Origin of the sequence: Streptomyces sp. NPDC001890, from assembly GCF_042891445.1 — a bacterium.
Classification (GTDB): Bacteria; Actinomycetota; Actinomycetes; order Streptomycetales; family Streptomycetaceae; genus Streptomyces.
Genome location: NZ_JBIATE010000013.1, coordinates 105,337 through 122,269 on the forward strand (window position 1 = coordinate 105,337; position 16,933 = coordinate 122,269).

17 protein-coding genes and 1 pseudogene are annotated in these 16,933 nt (G+C 72.5%); 17 read left to right on the forward strand and 1 reads right to left on the reverse strand.

Annotated features, from left to right (window positions below; all coding sequences use genetic code 11):
• Window positions 1-16 precede the first annotated feature (16 nt).
• The 6 genes from ACFYY1_RS27160 to ACFYY1_RS27185 all read left to right on the forward strand — a co-directional run bounded on the left by ACFYY1_RS27160 (window position 17) and on the right by ACFYY1_RS27185 (window position 6,736).
• Window positions 17-1,387 (forward strand): serine hydrolase domain-containing protein, encoded by a 1,371-nt coding sequence (locus tag ACFYY1_RS27160; protein ID WP_388590284.1) that lies wholly within the window; start codon window positions 17-19, stop codon window positions 1,385-1,387.
• 1 nt (window position 1,388) lies between these two features.
• The gene (locus tag ACFYY1_RS27165) at window positions 1,389-2,534 is read left to right on the forward strand and encodes a M20 family metallopeptidase (protein ID WP_388590285.1); all 1,146 of its coding nucleotides are present in this window, start codon (window positions 1,389-1,391) and stop codon (window positions 2,532-2,534) included.
• Window positions 2,531-3,391 carry a GNAT family N-acetyltransferase gene (locus tag ACFYY1_RS27170; RefSeq protein WP_388590287.1) on the forward strand — a complete coding sequence of 287 codons (861 nt, stop codon included), beginning with the start codon at window positions 2,531-2,533 and terminating at the stop codon, window positions 3,389-3,391. The genes ACFYY1_RS27165 and ACFYY1_RS27170 overlap by 4 nt, the downstream gene beginning before the upstream one ends.
• A complete protein-coding gene (menC, locus tag ACFYY1_RS27175) occupies window positions 3,388-4,494 on the forward strand; it encodes an o-succinylbenzoate synthase (RefSeq protein WP_388590288.1) in 1,107 nt (368 codons plus the stop codon). The genes ACFYY1_RS27170 and menC overlap by 4 nt, the downstream gene beginning before the upstream one ends.
• Window positions 4,495-4,558: 64 nt before the next feature.
• Entirely contained in the window at window positions 4,559-6,157 is a 1,599-nt protein-coding gene (locus ACFYY1_RS27180) for a PucR family transcriptional regulator (RefSeq protein WP_388590289.1), read from the forward strand.
• 132 nt (window positions 6,158-6,289) lie between these two features.
• Entirely contained in the window at window positions 6,290-6,736 is a 447-nt protein-coding gene (locus ACFYY1_RS27185; RefSeq protein WP_388590291.1) for a nitroreductase family deazaflavin-dependent oxidoreductase, read from the forward strand.
• Between the two features lie 86 nt (window positions 6,737-6,822).
• Here the strand turns inward: ACFYY1_RS27185 and ACFYY1_RS27190 are convergent.
• Window positions 6,823-7,263, reverse strand: a pseudogene (locus ACFYY1_RS27190) (flavodoxin family protein); the annotation flags it as partial.
• A gap of 93 nt (window positions 7,264-7,356) precedes the next feature.
• Here ACFYY1_RS27190 and ACFYY1_RS27195 point away from each other — a divergent pair.
• The 11 genes from ACFYY1_RS27195 (at window position 7,357) to ACFYY1_RS27245 (ending at window position 16,806) form a co-directional block, all read left to right on the forward strand.
• The gene (locus ACFYY1_RS27195; protein WP_388590293.1) at window positions 7,357-7,506 is read left to right on the forward strand and encodes a pirin; all 150 of its coding nucleotides are present in this window, start codon (window positions 7,357-7,359) and stop codon (window positions 7,504-7,506) included.
• 300 nt (window positions 7,507-7,806) lie between these two features.
• A complete protein-coding gene (locus tag ACFYY1_RS27200) occupies window positions 7,807-8,469 on the forward strand; it encodes a hydrolase (protein WP_116157574.1) in 663 nt (220 codons plus the stop codon).
• 5 nt (window positions 8,470-8,474) lie between these two features.
• Window positions 8,475-8,984, forward strand: coding sequence for a DoxX family membrane protein (locus ACFYY1_RS27205; RefSeq protein ID WP_388590295.1), 510 nt, complete (start codon window positions 8,475-8,477; stop codon window positions 8,982-8,984).
• A 92-nt stretch (window positions 8,985-9,076) separates the two neighbouring features.
• Window positions 9,077-9,655 (forward strand): Dps family protein, encoded by a 579-nt coding sequence (locus ACFYY1_RS27210; RefSeq protein WP_116157572.1) that lies wholly within the window; start codon window positions 9,077-9,079, stop codon window positions 9,653-9,655.
• Window positions 9,655-11,079: a dihydrolipoyl dehydrogenase family protein gene (locus tag ACFYY1_RS27215; protein ID WP_388590297.1), complete on the forward strand. Its 1,425-nt coding sequence runs from the start codon at window positions 9,655-9,657 to the stop codon at window positions 11,077-11,079. Before ACFYY1_RS27210 ends, ACFYY1_RS27215 begins: the two co-directional genes overlap by 1 nt.
• A 131-nt stretch (window positions 11,080-11,210) precedes the next feature.
• Window positions 11,211-12,041, forward strand: a complete 831-nt coding sequence (locus tag ACFYY1_RS27220) for an alpha/beta fold hydrolase (RefSeq protein ID WP_388590299.1) — start codon at window positions 11,211-11,213, stop codon at window positions 12,039-12,041.
• Between the two features lie 41 nt (window positions 12,042-12,082).
• Window positions 12,083-13,036: an alpha/beta hydrolase gene (locus ACFYY1_RS27225; protein ID WP_388590301.1), complete on the forward strand. Its 954-nt coding sequence runs from the start codon at window positions 12,083-12,085 to the stop codon at window positions 13,034-13,036.
• Window positions 13,033-14,919, forward strand: coding sequence for an amidohydrolase (locus ACFYY1_RS27230; RefSeq protein ID WP_388590303.1), 1,887 nt, complete (start codon window positions 13,033-13,035; stop codon window positions 14,917-14,919). Before ACFYY1_RS27225 ends, ACFYY1_RS27230 begins: the two co-directional genes overlap by 4 nt.
• A gap of 14 nt (window positions 14,920-14,933) precedes the next feature.
• The gene (locus tag ACFYY1_RS27235) at window positions 14,934-15,674 is read left to right on the forward strand and encodes a GPR1/FUN34/YaaH family transporter (protein ID WP_388590304.1); all 741 of its coding nucleotides are present in this window, start codon (window positions 14,934-14,936) and stop codon (window positions 15,672-15,674) included.
• A 45-nt stretch (window positions 15,675-15,719) separates the two neighbouring features.
• Window positions 15,720-16,034: a GNAT family N-acetyltransferase gene (locus ACFYY1_RS27240; protein WP_388590306.1), complete on the forward strand. Its 315-nt coding sequence runs from the start codon at window positions 15,720-15,722 to the stop codon at window positions 16,032-16,034.
• A gap of 46 nt (window positions 16,035-16,080) precedes the next feature.
• The gene (locus tag ACFYY1_RS27245; RefSeq protein ID WP_388590308.1) at window positions 16,081-16,806 is read left to right on the forward strand and encodes an alpha/beta fold hydrolase; all 726 of its coding nucleotides are present in this window, start codon (window positions 16,081-16,083) and stop codon (window positions 16,804-16,806) included.
• Window positions 16,807-16,933: the final 127 nt, after the last annotated feature.

A 16,933-nucleotide genomic window follows, 5' to 3' on the forward strand; every position in this document is an offset into this window, starting at 1 on the left:
GAAATCGGAGCACGACATGACCGACACCACCGAGCTGTCAGCCCGCTGGACCACCCGGCTCACCGAACTCGCCGCCCGTCACTCCGTCCCCGGCGCCGGTCTCGCGATCCTGCACCGCGGCGAGATCGTCGCCGAGACCGCCGTCGGCCTGGCCAACACCGAGGCCGGGATCGGGGCGACCACCGACACCCTCTTCCAGATCGGCTCGATCTCCAAGGTCTGGACCACCACGGTGGCCATGGCCCTGGTCGACGAGGGCGTACTCGACCTGGACGCCCCCATCGTCTCCGTACTCCCCGAACTGCGCCTGGCGAACGAGGAGTTGACCCAAGGTCTGACGCTCCGGCACCTCCTGACCCACACCAGTGGCATCGACGGCGACCTGTTCACCGACACCGGGCGGGGCGACGACTGCCTGGAGAAGTACGTCGCACTGCTGGGCGACACCGTCCCCAACCACCCGCTCGGCGCCACCATGTCGTACTGCAACGCGGGCTTCACCCTGCTCGGCCGGGTGCTGGAGGCCGTCACCGGCGTCCAGTGGGACGAGCTGATGCGCGAGCGCCTGTACCGGCCGCTCGGTCTGACGCACACCGCGACCCTGCCGGAGGAGGTGCTGCGCTTCCGCGCCGCCATCGGGCACCTGGGGAGCCCGCCGGCGCAGGCCCCCATGTGGGGGCTGATGCGCTCGGCCGGACCGGCCGGACTGATCTGCTCCACACCGCGCGAGGTACTGGAGTTCGCCCGGCTGCACCTCGACAAGGGCGTCACCGCGGACGGCACCAAGCTCCTCTCGGAGGAGTCCGTCGCCGCCATGCAGACCCCGCAGGTCGAACTGCCCGACCCGTACATCCTGGGCAACGCCTGGGGGCTCGGCTGGTTCCTCGACACCTGGGACGGACAACGGGTGTACGGACACGACGGCGGCACGATCGGACAGAGCGCCTACCTGCGGGTCCTGCCCGAGGCGGAACTGGCGATCTGCCTGCTCACCAACGGCGGCGACACCTCCGGTCTCTACCGGGACGTGTTCGCGGAGATCGTGCAGGAGCTGGCCGGGGTGACGATGCGCGCCGTCCTGGAGCCCGCGACGGAGCCGGTGGCGGTGGACCCCGCCGACTACGTCGGTGTGTACCAGCGGCTCTCCAGCCGGATGGAGATCGTGGAGCGGGACGGCGGCCTGGTGATGCTGGACCGGATCACCGGCCCCCTGGCCGAACTGACCCCCGACACGGAGAACGAGTACGAGCTGCATCCCGTCGAGCCGGGACTGTTCGTCGTGCGGCGGCCGGGGTTCGGGATCTGGGTCCCGGTCGTGTTCTACACGCTCGACGACGGCACCCCGTACCTCCACCACGGTGGCCGGGCCACCCCCAAGGTGGGCTGACATGACCGCGATCGCCACCGCCCTGGCGGCCGGGCTGCCGGGCCTGCTGGCCGACATCGAGGAGCTGGTCCGCACCGAGTCGCCGAGCGAGGACCTGGCCGCGGTCACCGAGTGCGCCCGTGCCGTCGCCGGGATCGGCACCCGGCTGACCGGGGCGTCGCCCGAATGGGTCGACGGCTCGGGACGACCCGCCCTGCGCTGGCGCTTCGGCTCCGGCGACCGGGTGCTGCTGCTCGGCCACTTCGACACGGTATGGCCGGTGGGTTCCCTGGCCCGGCACCCGTTCGAGGTGACCGGCGGGCGGCTCACCGGACCCGGCTGCTTCGACATGAAGGCCGGTGTGGTGCAGCTCTTCCACGCCCTGTCGGTGCTGGACGACCTGGACGGGGTCTCGGTGCTGCTCACCGGCGACGAGGAGATCGGCGCCCCGACCTCGCGCAGCCTCATCGAGGACGAGGCCCGACGGACCGGCGCCGTGCTCGTCCTGGAGGCGAGCGAGGGCGGCGCGCTGAAGACCGCGCGGAAGGGGATGTCCGGCTACGAGCTGACCGTCGCCGGACGCGCCGCGCACGCCGGTCTGGAACCCCACAAGGGCGTCAACACCACCACCGAACTCGCCCACCAGATCCTCGCGTTGTCCGCCCTCGCCGACCCGGCGGCCGGCACCACCGTGACACCCACCGTGGCCGCCTCCGGCACCACCCGCAACACGGTGCCCGACACGGCCCGGCTCATGGTCGACGTACGCGTGGCGACGGCCGCCGAACAGGACCGCGTGGACCGCGCCGTGCACGGCCTCCGACCGGTGCTCGACGGCGCCTCGCTCACCTCCTCCGGCGGCCCGGACCGGCCGCCGCTCCCGACGAGCGCGTCGGCCGGACTGTTCGAACTGGCCCGCGGCCACTACGCGGAGCTGGGCTTCGGCCCGCTGCGCGGCATGGCGGTGGGCGGCGCATCCGACGGCAACCTCACCGCCGGAGCGGGCACCCCCACGCTCGACGGCCTGGGCGCCGTGGGCGGCGGAGCGCACGCGGACGACGAGCACGTGGTCGTCGCCGAACTGCCCCGCCGCGCGGCGCTCGTGGCCTGCCTGGTGGCCTCGCTGCTGCGCGGGTCGCAGACGGTCCCCGGCCGGGTGACACCATGAACGGTGCGCAGGCGGCCGGCTCCGCGACGGCCGCCGCGGAGCTGGCCGCGCAGCGTGCGGGCGTCACCATCCGGGAGCTGCACGGGCTGGACGAGATGCACGAGGCCTGCCGGGTGCTGGAGCGGATCTGGCGGCCCGATCCCGGAAAACCGCTGATCACCCCGGAGCTGCTGCGGGTCCTCGCGCACTCCGGCAGCTATGTCGTCGGTGTCGACCGGGACGGCCGGATGGCCGGATTCTGCCTGGGCTTCCTGGCCAGCGCCGGACTGCACTCGCACATCGCCGGGGTGGACGGCAGCGTCCGGGGCCGCAACGCCGGCTTCGCGCTCAAGCAGCACCAGCGGGCCTGGGCGCTGGAGCGCTCCATCACCACCGTCACCTGGACCTTCGACCCGCTGATCAGCCGCAACGCCTACTTCAACCTGGCCAAACTGGGCGCGGAACCGAGCGAGTACCTGGCCGACTTCTACGGGGCCATGCAGGACGAGGTCAACGCCGGGACCGAGACGGACCGGCTGATGGTGCGCTGGGAGCTGACCGGCGAGCACGCCGTCGGATCCGCCGCGGGTACGCCCCGCATCGTCACCGCCGACGGCGCGGGAGCCCGCACCGTGGTGGCACTGGACGCCAGGTCCGACGGCCGCCCCGTCGTCGGGCGGCAGGACGGCGACACCGTCCTGGTCCGGATCCCCGCCGAGGCGGAGGAACTGCGCCGGACCGACGCGTCCCTGGCCCGCGAATGGCGGTACGCGCTGCGCGAGGTGCTCGGCGGCCTGATGGCCGAGGGACACACCGTCACCGGATTCACCCGGGACGGCTGGTACGTGATCGACAGACGTCAGGAGAGTCAGGCATGAAGCTCGCAGGGGTGGAACTGCGCCGGATCGCGATGCCGCTGGTCGCGCCCTTCCGGACCTCGTTCGCCACGCTGACCACCCGGGAGATCCTGCTGGTCAGGGTCGAGACCGAGGACCACGAGGGCTACGGCGAATGCGTCACCATGGCCGATCCGCTGTACTCCTCGGAGTACACCGCGGCCGCCGCGGACGTGCTGCGCAGCTACTTCGTGCCCGCCCTCGCCGCCCTGCCGACGCTCGACCCGTGGGCGGTCGCCCCGGCACTGGCCGCGTTCAAGGGCCACCGGATGGCCAAGGCCGCGCTGGAGACGGCGGTCCTCGACGCCTGGCTGCGCGCCCACGACCTGTCGATGGGCCAGTGGCTGGGAGCGACGGCCGAACGGGTACCGGCCGGGGTGTCGGTCGGCATCATGGACTCGGTCCCCGCACTGCTCGACACCGTCGACGGCTATCTGGCCGAGGGCTATCTGCGGATCAAGCTGAAGATCGAACCCGGCTGGGACGTGGCGCCCGTGCGCGCGGTCCGGGAACGGTTCGGCGACGACGTACAGCTCCAGGTGGACGCCAACACCGCGTACACCCTCGCCGACGCCGCGCAGCTGGCCCGGCTCGACCCGTACGGGCTGCTGCTGATCGAACAGCCCCTGGACGAGGAGGACGTCCGGGGCCACGCGGAACTCGCCCGCCGGGTCCGCACCCCGATCTGCCTGGACGAGTCCATCGTGTCCGCCCGTTCGGCGGCCGATGCCATCGCGATGGGCGCCTGCTCGGTCGTCAACATCAAGCCGGGACGGGTCGGCGGCTATCTGGAGGCCCGGCGGATCCACGACGTGTGCGCCGCGAACGGCGTCCCCGTCTGGTGCGGGGGAATGCTGGAGACCGGACTCGGCCGCGCCGCCAACGTGGCCCTCGCCGCACTGCCCGGCTTCACCCTGCCCGGCGACACGTCCGCCTCCGACCGGTACTACCGGACCGACATCACCGAGCCGTTCACCCTGCGGGACGGCCATCTCGATGTGCCCCGCGGACCCGGCATCGGGATCTCCCCGGTCCCCGGGCAACTGGCCGAGGTGACCGCATCGACGGAATGGATCGGCCGATGACCGGCCCCGGCCCCGGGCCGTCCGCCCCCGCCGCGGACGATCCCCGATCAACTACCTTGTGATGATGACGGAGCAGCCACGGGCCGTGCTCGGCCGGATCCTCAACGATCTCGGGTCGACGCTGATCGAAGTGGTGGCCGGGGAGGCCGACCCGGCCCGCACCGTCACCGGGGTGCTCATCCAGGACCCCCTGGACGAACCGGCGAGGCTGCCCGGCGCGGTGGTGCTCGGCGTCGGTGTGTACGGCGCCGAGCCGGTCGCCGCCCTGGTCGACACGGCCGCCGGACTCGGCGCGGCGGCCGTGGTGGTCCGCTCCCCGGTCCCGGTGGACGGTCCCGTGTCCGAGGCGGCCGCCCGCACCGGCCTGACCGTGCTGGGCCTGACCCCCGGGGCGTCCTGGGCCCAGGTGGCCGCGCTGCTGCGGTCGCTGCTCGCGGTCGACGAACTGGGCACGGTGGGCGGCCCCGACGAGGCCGACGGTGCCGAGCCGCTCGCCGGGGACCTGTTCGCCCTGGCCAACGCGACGGCCGGGCTGCTGGACGGCCCGGTCACCGTGGAGGACCGCGGCGGCCGGGTGCTGGCCTTCTCCAGCCGGCAGGACGAGGCCGACCACGACCGGATCGCGACCGTCCTGGACCGTCAGGTGCCCGCCGAGAAGCTGCGTGCCCTGGAGGAGCGCGGCGCCTTCCAGGCCCTCTACCGCAAGGAGGAACCCGTCTATGTGGACGGCATCTCGGACAAGCCCCGGGTCGCGATCGCCGTCCGCGCCGGCGGCGAGGTCCTCGGCTCGATCTGGGTCGTGGTCGACGGACCGCTGAACGCGGACCGGACGCAGGCCCTCCAGGAGGCGGCGAAGGTGGCCGCACTGCATCTGCTGCGCCGCCGCACCGGCGAGGACGCCGAACGCCGGTTGCGCGCGGATCTGCTCGCCACCGTCCTGGAGGGCGGTACGCACGCGCCGCAGGCCGCCGCCCGGCTCGGGCTTTCCGCGCAGCCCGCCTGCGTACTGGCGCTCGCGGTGACCGGCGAGCAGTACGAGCCCGACCGGGTGGCCGCGGGCCACCGCGTCGCCGAGGCACTCACCCTGCACCTGGCCGCGATCCACCCGCGCACCGCCGCGGCCGCGCTCGGCCACGTCACCTACGCGGTCCTGCCCGCCGGTTCGGACGAGCAGGGGCTGCGGGTCGCCGAGGCGTTCCTCGGCCGGATCGGCGGCCGGGTGCCCGCCGTCATCGGGGTCGGCCGGCTCGCCGCCCGCCCGGTGGAGCTGCGCCGCTCGCGCGCCGACGCGGACCGTGCGCTGCGGGTCCTCGGCTCCGGCCGCACCCGGCGCAGGGCCGCCCGGCTGTCGGACGTCTACGCCGCCTCGTTGCTGGAGGAGCTGACGGACCGGATGGCCGCCGAGGACGATCTGCCGGACGGCCCCGTCATACGGCTGCTCGCCTACGACGCCGAGCACCACACGGCCCTCACCGAGACCCTGGACGCCTGGCTGAGCACCTTCGGCGACGTGGCCGCCGCCGCAGCCGCCGTACACATCCACCCCAACACCTTCCGCTACCGGCTCAAGCGGCTGGCCGTGGTCGCGGACATCGATCTCGACGACCCGGAGGCGAGGTTCGAAGCGATGCTGCAACTGCGGCTGAGACCGCCGCGCCCCTGAGCCGGATCACTCCATCGCCGTGCCGCACGGACCCACCCGGACGCCGGCCGGGCGAAATGGTGCGAGAGTTTCCCGGAGCAGCGGGACACACCGGCACCCGGGTGTCCAGAAGCCGACGACGGGACAGATGCCATGCCTCTGCAGGGAGAGTACGAGCCGAGCCCCGAACAGTGGGTCCGCGACCAGGTCGAGCTGTTCGAGAGCTCCGGCGGCACCGAGGGAACCATGATGCGGGGCATGCCCGTCATCATCCTCACCACCCGCGGGGCCAGGAGCGGGAAGATCCGCAAGACCCCGCTGATGCGGGTCGAGCACGACGGCACGTACGCCGTGGTCGCCTCGCAGGGCGGCGCCCCCAAGCACCCCGTCTGGTACCACAACATCGTGGCCGACTCCCGGGTGGAGCTCCAGGACGGGCCGGTCCGCCAGGACATGAACGCCCGCGAGGCAACGGGCCAGGAGAAGGCCCTGTGGTGGCGGCGCGCGGTCGAGGCGTTCCCCGACTACGCCGACTACCAGCAGAAGACCGACCGGCAGATCCCGGTCTTCGTCCTCGAACCAGCGGCCGGACAGCACTGACGGCCGGCGGCCGGGCAGCACCGACGAGCGGCAGGTCAGGCGCGGGCCGTGCCCCGCCCGCGCCCCCGCACGCGGCCGGGGCACGGTCAGCGGTGCTCCGGATTGGCGGCGTCCGCACGGCAGCCCGCGTCCCACGCCGAGCGCTGATTGCCATGGGCCGGGATGCCGCCCGCGCGCTTCAGCATCGCGGCGAGGTGCATCAGGTTCCAGGCCATGAACGAGGTGTTGCGGTTGGTGAAGTCGTTCTCCGGACCACCTGATCCCGGGTCCAGGTACGAGGGGCCGGGCCCCGCCTCCCCGATCCGGCCCGCGTCGGCCTGCGGAGGGATCGTGCACCCCAGGTGCTGAAGGCTGTGGAGCAGGTTCATCGCACAGTGCTTGACCCCGTTCTCGTTCCCGGTGATCAGACAGCCGCCGACCCGGCCGTAGTACGCGTACTGGTCCTTGTCGTTGAGGACGCTGGAACAGGCGTAGAGGCGCTCGACGACCCGCTTCATCACTGAGCTGTTGTCACCCAGCCAGATGGGCGGAACACTCTGGCACCCTGTCTGACCAGCAGTTCCGGCCGGCAGTTCACCCATGGGATCGCCAACGCGATTTCCGCGTCGTGGTGGAACTTCGTGGGCCGCACGGACGAGGAGCTCCGCAAGGCGAGAAACGACCGGACGACGTCCGACCGCTTCGGCGAGGTCAAGGGCTACGCCGGTGCCCGCCTCGATGCGCCGGAGGTCCCGGCGACCCAGCTGAAGGCGCGAGGCCGGGTGCGCTGATCTGGTCTTTCTTCCTCGGTGGAGCACGGTGCCTCCGCTCCGGCGCGGTGATGTCGTCGCGGCTTGCCGAGGCTGAACCGCAGCTGTCCTCTACGCGGTCACCTCGGAGTGCCGGCGTCGTGGCCTTGCCTGGTTCGTGCCGGTGACGCTGCACGGCTCTTGTCCTCGACCGGTTGTGCGCTGTCGTGCCAACCCCTGGGCGCAGGAGGTCAACTCGGTCGGTCGGGTCGTTCGTAGCTTGAAGAAGTGCTCGCCGCGGACGCGGTGGGCACGCCACCGATGGCTTCGAAAGGACCCCTCATGTTCGACATCGACAAGGTGCAGGCCGCTCCGAGCAAGGACCTGCTCACGCCCGACAACTCGGTCATGCTCTTCGTGGACCACCAGCCGCAGATGTTCTTCGGCACCGGCAGCGGCGATCGTGCCGCGATCATCAACAGCACCGTGGGTCTTGCCAAGGCGGCCAAGGCGTTCGACGTTCCGGCCGTCCTGACCACGGTCGCCGCCGAGTCCTTCTCGGGCCCCCTGCTGCCGCAGCTCGCCGAGGTGTTCCCCAAGAACGAGATCATCGATCGCACCACCATGAACGCCTGGGAGGACGAGGCGCTCGTCGCGGCGGTCAAGGCGACCGGTCGCAAGAAGATCATCCTGTCGGGTCTGTGGACCGAGGTCTGCCTGGTGCTGCCCGCGCTCTCGGCGCTCGAGCAGGGCTACGAGGTGTACGTCGTGACGGACGCCTCCGGTGGTGTCAGCCCGGCCGCCCACGAGCACGCGCTGCAGCGGATGATCGCTGCCGGTGCCGTCCCGGTGACCTGGGTCCAGGTCCTTCTGGAGCTGCAGCGCGACTGGGCGCGCCAGGAGACGTACGGCGACGTCATGGAGATCGTCAAGGCCCACGCGGGCGCGTACGGCCTGGGTGTCGTGTACGCGCAGTCGGTCATCGGCGCGCACGCGGCCGGCTGACCCCTGTGGACACCGGCATTCTGATCCTGCGTCTGCTGGTGGGACTGCTCGTCGCCGGCCATGGTGTGCAGAAGGTCAGCTCGCACCTGGGCGGCAAGGGACTTGAGGGCGGCACCGCGGAGTTCCGCGCCGACGGCTTCCGAGGCGGTGTCCTCACCGCTCTGGCGGCGGGTGGTGGCCAGATCGGCTCCGGCCTGCTGCTCGCCGCCGGCCTCCTGACCCCGCTCGCCGCGACCGGCGCCATCGGCGTCATGACCGTCGCCCTCACCGTGAAGTGGCGCCACGGACTCTGGGTGCAGAACGACGGGTACGAGTACCCGCTCGTCCTCATCGGCACCGCCGCCGCCCTCGCCGCCACCGGCCCCGGCGCCTGGTCCCTCGACGCGGTACTCGGCCTCACGCCGTACCCGCTGTGGTGGGCCGCCCTCGCGCTCGTGGCCGGTCTCGGCAGCGGACTCCTCACCCGGCTCGTCCTGCACCGGACTCCCGCCGCCCCGCCGATCGCCGAGCGCTGAGCGCGAGCACCACAGACCGGGTCCGGCCGACTGTGCCCCCCGACCGGGCGGCCGGGCCCACTCACCCACTTCTCCCTGTACAGGAGTACTCGATGGACACCCTCACGAACCCGCACGGCGGCGGCCAGCCGCTGCTGCACCAGAAGGGCGCCGAGACCCAGGCGTTCGGCACGCTCAAGCAGCTGCCGATCGGCCTCGGCCACGACACCCGCATGTACGCCTGCCAGCGGCTGAATCGCGTCCTCGCCGACACGCAGATCCTCCACTCCCTCTACAAGAAGCACCACTGGCTCATGCGCGGGGCGACCTTCTACTCGCTCCACCTGATGCTCGACAAGCACGCGGAGGCACAGCTGGCCATCGTGGACGCGCTGGCCGAGCGGGTCCAGAGCCTCGGCGGCGTCGCCGTCGGGGACCCGCGCCACGTCGCGGAGCTGACGGCGATCCCCCGTCCGCCGGACGGCGTCGAGCCGGTGCCCGTCATGCTGTCGCGGCTCCTCGACGCGCACGAGCGGATCCTGATCGACGCCCGCGATGCCGCCGCCCGGCTCTCCCAGGAGGGCGACGAGGGCAGCGCCGACCTGCTGGTCTCCGACGTCATCCGCACCGGCGAGGCGCAGGTGTGGTTCCTGGCCGAGCACCTTGTGGACACCCCTCTGGTGCACGGCTGATGGACACGTACGACGTCGTCGTGGTCGGCGGCGGGCCGGCCGGCGAGGTCGTCGCCGGCCGCGCCGTCGGGGCGGGGCTGACCGCTGTCGTCGTCGAGGCCGAGGCGGTCGGCGGCGAGTGCTCCTACCACGCGTGCGTGCCGAGCAAGGCCCTGCTGCGTCCCGGCGCCGCTCGGGCGGAGGCCGGCTCGGTCGACGGGGCCCGGCAGGCGGTCACGGCGGCACTCGACCCGGTGCGGGTGCTGGCCCGCCGAGACCGCTTCACCGGGCGCGGCGACGACACCGGCCAGGCCGACTGGCTCGACGGTGCGGGCATCGCGCTCGTACGGGGGCACGGGCGGCTCGCCGGTGAGCGCCGGGTGGAGGTGACCGGGGCCGACGGCACGGTCCGCACCCTGGGGGCCCGGCGTGCGGTCGTGCTCTGCACCGGCACGGAGCCCGCGCTCCCACCGGTCGAAGGGCTCGACCGGATCGGCGTCTGGACCAACCGGCAGGCCACCACCGCCGACGCGGTGCCCGCGCGGCTCGTCGTCATCGGCGGGGGAGTGGTGGCCTGCGAGATGGCCACCGCATGGCGCTCGCTCGGCGCCTCCGTCACGCTCCTCGTCCGCGACCAGGCCCTGCTCACCGGCTGGGAGCCGTGCGCCGGCGAAGAGGTCACCCGGGGGCTGAGCGATCTGGGCGTCACGATCCGCTTCGGGGTGTCGGCCGTCCGGGTCGCCCGTGACGGGACCACTCGTACCGTGACCGTGGAGACCGACGACGGCACCGTCCTGGTCTGTGACGAGGTCCTTGCCGCCGTGGGCCGTCGCCCGCGCACGACCGACCTCGGCTTGGAGACCGTGGGACTGCCGGTCGGCGACTGGCTTCCGGTCGACGACACCTGTCGGGTCACCGCGGTCGAGGGCGACTGGCTCTACGCCGTCGGCGACGTCAACCGCAGGGCGCCGCTGACCCATATGGCCAAGTACCAGGCCCGTGCCTGCGGCGCCGCGATCGCCGAGCGTGCCGCTGGCCGACCGGCCGGCACAGGAGGCTGGCAGGCGTGGAGTGCGCGGGCCGACCGAGTAGCCGTCCCCCGGGCCGTCTTCACCCGTCCCGAGGTCGCGAGCGTCGGTCTCACGGAACGCGCCGCACGCGAAGCGGGTCTCGTGGTACGCGCGGTGGAGTACCGCATCGACGACGTCGCCGGTGCCGCGCTCCACGCGGACGACTACCGCGGCCTCGCGAAGCTCGTCGTCGATGAGACCCGAGGGATCGTCGTCGGCTGCACGCTCACCGGTCCGATGGCGACCGAGCTCATCCACACGGCCACCGTGGCCGTCGTGGGCGAGGTCCCCCTGGAGCGCCTGTGGCACGCCGTGCCCGCCTTCCCGACGGTGAGCGAGGTCTGGCTCCGGCTCCTGGAGGCGTACGGCCTCTGATGCCTGGTCCCTTCCCCCGAGCCTGCTCCCGTCCGCCCGGCCGGCGCACACCCTCCACCCGAGCGGCGCACCCCTCCCGCTCGACCGAGCACACTCCCGAGCTTCCCCACCCGACAAGGAAACACCCATCCATGCAGCTCACGAGGCGCACCCTCGCCCTCGCCATGCCCGCGACGCTGGCCGCTCTGCTCGGCGCCGCACCCGCCGCACCGGCGAGCCGCCCGGCTGCGGCCGACACTGACCGGCACGACCCCAAGCCGACGGTCGTCCTGATCCACGGAGCGTTCGCGGACGCCTCCAGTTGGAGCGGCACGATCCGGCGGCTGCAGCACGCCGGCTACCCCGTCCTGGCGCCCGCCAACCCGCTGCGCGGTCTCGCCGCGGACACCGCCTACCTGCGCAGCGTGCTGGCCGCCGTCGACGGGCCCGTCGTTCTGGTCGGCCACTCCTACGGCGGCGCCGTCATCAGTGGCGCCGCAGTGGGCAACAGCCGTGTGAAGGCGCTCGTCTACATCGCCGCGTTCGCCCCGGACAAGGGGGAGAGTGCGGCAGAGCTCGCCGCCAAGTTCCCGGGCTCAACCCTCGGCGACACCGTGAACCCGCGGTCGTACCCGCTGCCCGGCGGTGGCACCGGCACCGAACTCGTCATCGAACGAGCCAAGTTCCACGGGCAGTTCGCCGCCGACGTACCCGCCGCCGAAGCGGCGGTCATGGCCGCGACCCAGCGCCCGGTCGCCACCGCCGCGCTGGAGGAGAAGGCCGGGGATGCGGCCTGGAAGACGATCCCGTCCTGGGCGCTGATCGCCACCGCCGACAAGAACATCCCGGCCGCCGCCGAACGGTGGATGGCCGGGCGTGCCGGTTCGCACATCACCGAAGTGGACGCGTCCCATGCAGTGGCGGTCTCCCGCCCTGCCGTGGTCACCCACGTGATCCTCGCCGCCGTGCGGGCGACCCGCTGACGCTCCGCCCCCCCCGTACACCCCTAGAAGGAGAGCCCCTCATGAAGAACCGTCCGGTCCTCGAACCCGCCGCACAGGCCTTCGCCGACGCCACCGCCCAGCCGCCGTACCTCTACCAGATCCCCGTCGCCGAAGGCCGTAAGGCCGTGGGCGACGTCCAGAACGGCGAGGGCGTCCCCCTGCCGGACGTCGACGAGGAGTGGATCACCGTCCACGGCGGCCCGACCGGCGACGTCCGCGCCCGGATCGTCCGCCCCCGCGGCGCCACCGGCGCGCTCCCCGTCATCCTCTACATCCACGGCGCGGGCTGGGTCTTCGGCAACGCCCACACCCACGACCGGCTCGTCCGCGAACTCGCCGTCGGCACCGGGGCGGCCGTGGTCTTCCCCGAGTACGACCTGTCGCCCGAGGCGCGCTACCCCGTCGCGATCGAGCAGAACTACAGCGTCGCCCAGTGGGTCGCCCGCGAGGGGCACCACAAGGACCTCGACGGCACCCGGATCGCCGTGGCCGGCGACTCCGTCGGCGGCAACATGAGCGCCGCCCTCACCCTCATGGCCAAGCAGCGCGGCGACGTCACGTTCGTCCAGCAGGTTCTCTTCTACCCGGTCACGGACGCCAGCTTCGACACTGACTCCTACCACCAGTTCGCCGAGGGCTACTTCCTGCGCCGCGACGCCATGAAGTGGTTCTGGGACCAGTACACGACCGACGAGGCCGAGCGCGCCCGGATCACCGCCTCGCCGCTGCGCGGCTCCACCGAGCAGCTCACCGGCCTGCCGCCCGCCCTGGTCATCACGGCCGAGGCCGACGTCCTGCGCGACGAGGGCGAGGCGTACGCGGCGAAGCTGCGGGCCGCGGGCGTCCCCGTCACCGCTCTGCGCGTCCAGGGCGTCATCCACGACTTCGTGATGCTGAACGCGCTGCGCGAGACCCGGGGCGCGGAACTCGCCATCGGCGTCGCCACCGACATCCTCCGCAAGGCCCTCGCATGACCGGGCCCTCCATGAGCATGCCGGTCGCGGGCCTCGTTCCCGCGCCGCGGCAGGAACACGAGCACGCCGACCTCCTCGTCCGCAACGCCAAGGTGTTCACGGGTGACTCCGAACGCCCCGAGGCCCGCGCCGTCGCCCTCCGTGACGGCCGGGTCGCGGCCCTCGGCGACGACCACGACCTCGCCCACCTCGTCGGGCCGGGGACCAGGGTCGTCGACGCGCTGGGCCGACGGGTGATCCCCGGCCTGAACGACTCGCACCTGCACGTCATCCGGGGCGGCCTCAACTACGTCCTGGAGCTGCGCTGGGACGGCGTACGCAGCCTCCGCCAGGCCCTGGCCATGCTGCGCGAGCAGGCCGGCCGCACGCCCAGGGGGCAGTGGATCCGGGTGGTGGGCGGCTGGACCGCCGAGCAGTTCGCCGAGCGTCGGATGCCGACCGTCGCCGAGCTGAACGCTGCCGCCCCCGACACTCCGGTGTTCGTCCTGCACCTGTACCAGTCGGCTCTGATGAACCGCGCCGCGGTCAAGGCGGCCGGGTTCACCCGGGAGACCCCCGACCCCCGGGGCGGGCAGATCGTCCGGGGCCGGGACGGCGAACCCAACGGCGTCCTCCTCGCGGCGCCGAGCGCTCTCGTCCTGTACTCGACGCTGGCCAAGGCACCTGCCCTGGACGAGGCCGACAAGCGGACGTCGACGCGTCACTTCCTGCGCGAGCTGAACCGCTTCGGCCTGACGTCCGCGGTCGACGCCGCCGGCGGCTTCCAGAACTTCCCCGACAACTACGCCACGGTCACCGACCTCGCCAGGTCGGGGGAGCTGACCCTCCGGATCGCCTACCACCTCTTCCCGCAGACGGCCGGGCAGGAACTCGCCGACCTGAAGCGCTGGACCGAGATGGTCAAGCCCGGGGACGGGGACGAGTGGCTCCGGCTGAACGGCGCGGGTGAGAACCTGACCTGGGCCGCCGCCGACTTCGAGAACTTCTCCGAGCCCCGGCCCGAGCTCGCCGCGGGCTACGAGACCGAGTTCGAGAGCGCCGTACGGCTCCTGCTCGAGAACGGCTGGGGCTTCCGGCTCCACGCCACCTATGACGAGACCATCCGCCGCGACCTGGCCGTCTTCGAGAAGCTCGCCGCGGAGGGACTCTTCCCCGGCGGCAACCGCTGGCTCTTCGACCACGCGGAGACCGTCTCGGCAGGCAGCCTCGACCGGATCGCCGCCCTCGGCGGCGCCGTCTCGGTGCAGAACCGGATGTCCTTCCAGGGTGCCGCGTTCCTCGATCGCTACGGCGCCGAGGCCGCCGCCCACACCCCGCCGGTCCGGGCCATGCTCGACCGCGGCCTGACGGTCGCCGCCGGAACCGACGCCACCCGCGTGTCCTCGTACAACCCGTGGGTCGCGCTGCACTGGCTGGTGACCGGGCGCACCGTCGGCGGCACCGCGCTCTGTCCGGCGGGGAACCTGCTCGACCGGGAGACCGCCCTCGGCCTCTACACCCGGGGCGGGGCGCAGCTCACCGGCGAGCAGGACGTCAAGGGAACCCTGCGGGAAGGCTCGTACGGCGACCTCGCGATCCTGTCCGACGACTACCTCACCGTGCCCGAGGACGTCATCCCCGACATCGAGTCCCTCCTCACCGTCGTCGGCGGCCGCATCGTCTACGCGGCCGCGGAGTACGAGGGTCTCGACGAGGCCGTCCCGGCGGTGACCCCCGAGTGGAGCCCCGTGGCCCATTTCGGCGGCTACCAGAGCGGTGCCCGTCAGGCCTCGCTCGTGGCCGAGGCCGTCGCCGAGTCCGAGCAGCACCGCCGGTGGCGCGTCGCGCGCGGCTCCCTCCCCGACACACAGCCGTCGTTCGTCGACCCCTGCTTCGATCACTGAGAGAGATCCACACGATGAGTAACGCCTCACCCACCGCCGACAGCGGCGACGACGCCCGGGCCGTCCCGCCGGACGTCCCCCCGGGACGCCGTTTCGAGCCGGACCTCCGGTCGATGACACGGATCAACCTGCGCCCCATCGCCTCACCCATGCCGCTCGGCTTCTTCACGATCGCCATCGCGTCCGTGATGACGGGATGCCTCCAGCTCGGGATCCTCGGGGAGGAGGCCCGTGCCGCCGTCGCCTTCACCGTGCTGCCCGCCTTCGTCCTCCAACTCCTGGTCAGCTTCCTGGCCTTCGGTGCCCGTGACGTGATCGCGGCGACCCTGATGGCGGTGTTCGCCGGCAGCTGGTTGCCCTACTCGCTCATCATGCTCAGCGGCGCGGCCGACGGCCTGAAGGTCCTCGGCGTCTTCAACCTGGCACTCCTCTGCTTCGGCGCGCTGATGACCGCCGTGACCGGACCCAAGCGGGCGCTGTGGCTCGTCCTCGCGGTCTCCCTGCCCCGCTGGGCGGCCACCGGCCTCGCCGGCGTCACCGGCGCCGAATGGCTGACGCGCACGTCCGGGGCGCTCGGTCTGCTGGTGGCGGTCGTCGCGATGTACACGGCGTTCGCCCTGATGCTCGAGGACATGCGCAGCGAGCAGGTCCTTCCCATCGGCCGCAGCGGCCCCGCCCACCTCGCCGTCGAAGGCGACCTCGCCGTCCAGCTCCGCAACCTGGAACGCCAGGCGGGCGTCCGCCGCACCCTCTGAACGCCGCCACCGCCCCCGTCACACCACGACCGCACAGGAGCACCCATGGAACCCCGAGTAGCCGACCAGCCCGAGAAGTCCCGGTACGAGATCCTCGCCGGCGACGACGGCACCGAGACCGCGGGCTTCGCCGATTACCACCTCTCGGACGGCGAGATCGCCTTCATCCACACCGAGATCGATCCCCGCTTCGGCGGCCGGGGTCTGGGCGGGCTGCTCGCCCGCGGCGCCCTCGACGACGCCCGGGTCCGCGGGCTGCGCGTCCTGCCGTACTGCCCCTTCATCCGGGGCTGGATCGGCAAGCACCCCGAGTACGCCGACCTGGTGCCCGAGGCGCGCCGCGCCCGCTTCGGCCTGTGAAGCACCCCGCCCCCGCCTTCCCCGTCCACACTCCGAGGAGTTCCCCATGGCGCGACACGCCCGCCCCACCGTCGTCCTGGTCCACGGCGCCTTCGCCGACGCCTCCGGCTTCGCCCGTGTCATCCCCGAGCTGACCGCTGCCGGCCTGGAGGTGATAGCCCCGGCGGTGCCCAACCGCAGCCTCGTCGACGACGCCGCGTACATCGCCTCCGTGGTCCGTGCCGTCGAAGGCCCCGTGATCCTGGTGGGGCACTCCTACGGCGGCGCCGTCATCACCCTCGCCGGTACGGAGGACAACGTCCGCGCCCTGGTGTACCTCGCGGGATACGCGCTCGAAGAGGGCGAGAGCCTGGGCGAACTGCAAGGCGGCTTCCCCGACTCCGGTCTCGCCGACGCGCTCGTCCACACCCCGTTCCCGGTGGCCGGCTCCAGCGAGACCGGCACCGACGTCTCGGTGGCGATCGACCGGTTCCCCGCCCTGTTCGCGGCCGATGTCGACCCGGACCTCGCCGCGGTGCTCGCCGTCTCCCAGCGACCCCTGGCCGCGCGGGCCTTCTCGGAGGCGGCGCCGGTCGCGGCGTGGAAGACCAAGCCCTCGTGGGGCCTGGTGGCCTCCGCCGACCGCACGATCAACCCAGACGTGGAGCGTTTCGGCTACCGGCGGGCCGGCATGACCACCGTCGAGGTCGACTCCTCGCACCTGGTCATGCTCGCCCAGCCCAAGGCCGTGGCGGAGCTGATCATGGACGCGGCCCGGTCCACGGGGCACTGATCCCACCCCGATTCCCACCTCGATCCGACTCTCGAACATCGAACGATTGGTCTATGTCGTTCGAAAGCTGTAGCTTTCCGAAACGCCCGCCGAGAACATGCGGCGGGCGATCGGAGGAAGCACACCC